The following is a 4,772-nucleotide window of genomic DNA, read 5'->3' as shown; positions in this document are numbered from 1 at the left end:
TGCTACGTTCCTTGGGGAGGTAAAGAATACAAATACAAGTACAACAGCAAGAAGAGCAATTTCCAGATTCTATTTGTAAACTAAACTGGTACTTGGCAACTTTTGGTGAAGATAGAAAGAAATGGCATGAGCGGATCGTCAAAAAGGTCAACTCCAAAGCTCATGCCAGTAAGAATAGTCATCTCAGTACCCATAGCTACAGGTGTACTGTCTTAATCCAGATGACTTACAGAGATATCTAAAAGTGAGAAATCCGGGTTTTGTTCAACTAACTGTAATAACTGTTCCCACACTCTCATTCGCCAATCTATCCACCGCACATACTGCATAGGTTCCCGCTTGTTGAACGGTAGCGAAGGTTGTACCAGCAGACAAAATTCGTTGAATTGTCCAAGTATCGCCAGTTTGCCGATAAAGTGTCCAAGAACGAACTGGCTGATTATCACCAGGTTCCCAACTCAGTTTGCGGTTATTGACTTGTAATCCAATAGGCGGAGGCGGCGGTGTTGTATCCTGCCAAGACAAAGTTGGCGGTAGTGCAGGTTTATTATAAAGCAGACTTTGGAATTTATCAGCAATGCCCTGACTATTTTCTGTCAAAACACCGACATTAAAGAAGATATTCCCCAGTGACAAATGTCCAGCTTGGCTACGACTAATTTTCACCTGCTTTTCAATCTCATCACTCTCCCGACTCTTGTTGCTTGGTTCTGTCAGATTGTTACCAGCATAAACGTGTCTTTGCTTTGTGTTTACCTCTGTCCACCACTTTAGCAACGCCGAATAACTTTGTTGTGGTTGGTCTGTGCGCCAGTAAAGTTGAGGCGCGATATAATCAATCCAGCCTTCAGCTAGCCATTTCTTCGAGTCGGCATACAGCACGTTGTAAGCATCCAACCCAGTAATACCAGTGGGTTGTCCGGGGCGATAAATTCCAAAGGGACTAATACCAAATTTAACGTCGGGTTTGGTTAGTTTAATTCCCAGCCAGAGGCGCTGTACCATTCTGTTAACATTATCTCGTCGCCAATCGCCAAGGCTAAGTGTACCACCAGCTGCTTTATATGCAGCGTAGGTTTTATCATCGGGGAAAGACTGTCCCTCAATGGGATATGGATAAAAATAATCATCTAAGTGAATGCCATCAACATCGTAGCGCTTCACTACATCGAGAATTACGTTGTAAGCTCTGTCTTGAACTATTTTCAGTCCTGGATCCATCCAGCGTTGAGTTTTCCACAAATAAACGCTTTCTGGATTGGTAACTGCTATGTGGGGACGGACTGTTTTAGCTGGGTCGGTGGAAGTGCTGGCGCGGTAGGGGTTGAACCAAGCATGGAGTTCAATATTGCGTTTGTGACATTCTGCGATCGCAAACGCTAAAGGATCATAAAATGGTTCTGGTGCTTTTCCCTGAGTTCCTGTAATCCAAGCACTCCAAGGCTCTAATTTAGATTCATATAAAGCGTCTCCCTCCGGTCGCACCTGGAAGATAAGAGCATTGAAGTTTAGCGCTTGTAATTTACTAATAATATCGCTGAGTTCAGCTTTTTGTTGGGCAACAGAAAGTCCTGCCTTAGAAGGCCAATTACTATTCCACACAGATGCTACCCACGCCCCCCGGAATTCCCGACTATGATTTAGCCTAACGCTACCAACAGGTGTGGGTGTGGGTGTTGGCGTTGGCGTTGGTATTGGTATAGGTATAGGTGTTGGTATTGGCGGCTGCACTAAGTAACTTGAGGCAATTTTTTCTGCCTGACCTAAATACACCAAAGCTTGATAAATAATCACTGCCACATCTGCACGGGTGGCTGCGAGATTGGGATTGAGTAATTTCACATTTGGGAAACTAACCACCAATCCAGCCCTAGTGGCAATAGCTACCTGATTTATACCATACCCAGGAATTTGAACAGAATCTTGATAAATTTGTGGGAGTTGTGAGAGGAGGTCAGGTTTTACTTTGGTGGCAATTTCTAAGCCTCCTACCAAAGAAACTAAAACTTCTACCCTAGTAATTCGGTTAGCTGAACGGAAAGTTTTATCAGGAAACCCGCTAAGAAATGCTTTTTCGTAAGCTGCTTGGATGGCAGCTGCTGCCCAATAATTAGTGGGTACATCAACAAAGGGGACATACTGCCGCTTCTTGGAAACTGTCCCAAATGCGTTGGCGATGATGGCGGCAAATTCAGCGCGGGTCACTGAGTTATCGGGGCGATAAGTACCGTTAGGCAACCCATTGATAATACGACGTTGGGCTAAGGCTGTAATAAATAAGCGTGCCCAATGGTTTTGAATATCCGGGAAGGGAGTAGCAATAGATACCATTGTTGAAAAGCAGCTAGCTGGCCTTGATTTTGATTTCCTTAGCTAATTTAGCAATATCAAAGCGATCGCTGCTGCAATGTCTTAGTAAACTGTCACTACTCAAGATGGGGCATTGGTAATTGCTTTTTCCTATTCCCTATTCCCCATTGCCCCTAATCCCCAGAGGGGACCCCGAGTTCCCCATTCCCTATCTACTAAGTAAGATTTGCAGCTTCATTAGTAGGATTCGAGGTAGAACGCGCATTCAATGACAGCATTACGCGGGAAATGCCAGTGAAAATAATGCTGACACCAACTAGTGTGCCAATAAGCCAGGGCGCATTAAAGGGCCACTGGAACCAAATCATTGCGCCTAAGACCAGTGTAATAATCCCATCACTTAGTATCCACGTCCAGTTCTGTTGTGGACGTAACCGGAATGCCAGAATTAACTCGAATGTACCTTCAGCCAGCAAAAAGCTGCCAAGCAACAGAGTTAGTGTGAGAATACCTGTAAAAGGATAAGCAAACAGCATTATGCCGGTTGCAATATAAAGTCCGCTTAATAGAAGTTTCCAAATAAAACCTCCTTGTTGGCGGGTTTGAGTGGCATAAACTAGTTTTGTAAATCCGGCGAAAATCAAAATCACCGCAATCCAACTTTCGGCGAATAGGGTGGTGAAATTAGGCGCTACGATCGCAATAACCCCGAAAATACTCAAAATAACACCACTTATCAGTGACCCATTAACATCCTTCTTAATATCTCTAGAAACATCGGTTGTCATACAAATCTTTTCCCTATTCTGAGACTAAACTCTACATTTAGGTTAGAGAATTTATAAGTAACAAGGTATGAACCCTAAGATAGACTCATCAGTATTAATTTAATTGCGATCGTGACTAAAATTCACGATTCTTGAGGCACTAAACTAATCATCTGATGACGTAACCCTCATAAGATTTCTGCAAGATTGCTTAGGCGTTCATAAACAGAGATGAGACGATCTCCTTCCAGTTCAACAGAAGTATTTGGATAATTCTGAATGGCTCCAAGCAGTGTAACTTCACCATTTTGTTGAATAGATGCACTTAAAGCACTTCGCAGCGCTTGCTGATCTAGTTGTCCTGAGGGAGGGTGAACTACTTCACCAATTTGGTTAACTAAAATTGGCCCTGCCCAGCTAGACAGTAAGCTATTTAAAAAGGCAGCATCGGCTTTTATTGGGGCTTTAAGTGCCTTACGAGCTACTGCGGGGTCTTGTTGCGCCGCCTGCAAATAAGCTGTTAACGTCGGCGTAGTTTTGCCAGTTTCTGTAAACTGAGTTAATTCTTGAACAGATATTTGCCCTTGAAAAGTACCATACTTTAAAACAACTTGCTCGGCAGCATTAGCATTAGTACTTGAGAGGAGAACAATAGCACCTACGCCTAAAGCTACTGTTTGAGTGAGTAACTTAGTAAATTTTCTATTGTTTAATCGGTTGAAAAGTTGATAAATCTGCATTTTATTTAACTTTATAATGGTGCGGAGCCTAGATATGCACAAAATGCCCAAACGTTAGATTATTTCACGAAATTCCTGCTACAGATAGATGATTAGGGACGTAGAGTTATAGGCCCCTACAGCCAATTTGTTGCAAAGATTTTTGGAAATGGTGTTATTAAGCCTTTTCGTTAGGCAAAGCTAATGAGGTAGTATTGACTTATCTTCGTCTAAGGTTGGTGCAGGTACGCCCAAATGCTTCCTTGCAGATTCTTCAGCTAGCAAACGGTCTTGCTCGTTATCGAACTGACTCTCATCTAACAAATGAGGGTTTTTTGCCGCTTCATCTCGGCTAGGTCGATAGCCATTTTTCCACCTGTACTTCGAGTCCATAATTAGAAAAGCAGATATACTACGATTTGATTACCTAGTTCTTCATCGTAGGCGGTTAATGGAACATCACACTCCTGCTATAGGTTGAAGAAACTCATTCAGAGGGTGCAAATTTCACATAATCTTTGAGTAAAAATACTCCAATGGATAGGGCTTGATAGATTAGCACAGACTCGCATAGACATTGAAAAATTTCATTGCAGAATTTGTTTGATTTTATATTTTCATAGGACTTACGCACGCTCTACGAATTCAACTCTTGGAGACGCTACGCGTTGGCGTCAGCCTCTCCAAGAGTTGGCGGTTCGATAAATTAAGCTTTTCGGGCATTTTGGCGTAAGTCCTGTTTCACTCAAAAACCGATTTACCCTTCCCTATGAGACGCCAAGGGCGAACGGGAAGCAAGCTATGTGCAGCCATGATTTTTAATCGTCAGGTATATTTGCTGATTACTTTATCAAAAAGCCTAATTGCTTTCTCAAAACGCCTGTTTACTTTCTCAAAATACTTAAATGCTTTCTCAAAATACTTAAATGCTTTCTCAAAATGCCATTTTACTTACTCATTTTGGTGTTTTCCGCAA

At 42.5% G+C, this 4,772-nt stretch carries 4 protein-coding genes; all 4 read right to left on the bottom strand.

The genetic code is table 11. From position 1 onward, the window contains the following. Window positions 1–264: 264 nt before the first annotated feature. The 4 genes from ACFFAP_RS26785 to ACFFAP_RS26770 all read right to left on the bottom strand — a co-directional run bounded on the left by ACFFAP_RS26785 (window position 265) and on the right by ACFFAP_RS26770 (window position 4,189). Window positions 265–2,331, bottom strand: coding sequence for a family 10 glycosylhydrolase (locus ACFFAP_RS26785; protein ID WP_375514078.1), 2,067 nt, complete (start codon window positions 2,329–2,331; stop codon window positions 265–267). A gap of 194 nt (window positions 2,332–2,525) precedes the next feature. Continuing rightward, a complete protein-coding gene (locus ACFFAP_RS26780) occupies window positions 2,526–3,098 on the bottom strand; it encodes an HdeD family acid-resistance protein (protein ID WP_375514077.1) in 573 nt (190 codons plus the stop codon). A gap of 167 nt (window positions 3,099–3,265) precedes the next feature. Then, entirely contained in the window at window positions 3,266–3,817 is a 552-nt protein-coding gene (locus ACFFAP_RS26775; protein WP_375514076.1) for an alpha/beta hydrolase, read from the bottom strand. 180 nt (window positions 3,818–3,997) lie between these two features. Beyond that, a complete protein-coding gene (locus tag ACFFAP_RS26770; protein ID WP_375514075.1) occupies window positions 3,998–4,189 on the bottom strand; it encodes a bromodomain-containing protein in 192 nt (63 codons plus the stop codon). Window positions 4,190–4,772 lie beyond the last annotated feature (583 nt).

The sequence above is a fragment of the uncultured Nostoc sp. genome (assembly GCF_964245575.1).
GTDB lineage: Bacteria > Cyanobacteriota > Cyanobacteriia > Cyanobacteriales > Nostocaceae > Nostoc.
The sequence above is the reverse complement of the archived record's forward strand: the minus strand, read 5'-3'. Positions and strand labels throughout refer to the sequence as shown.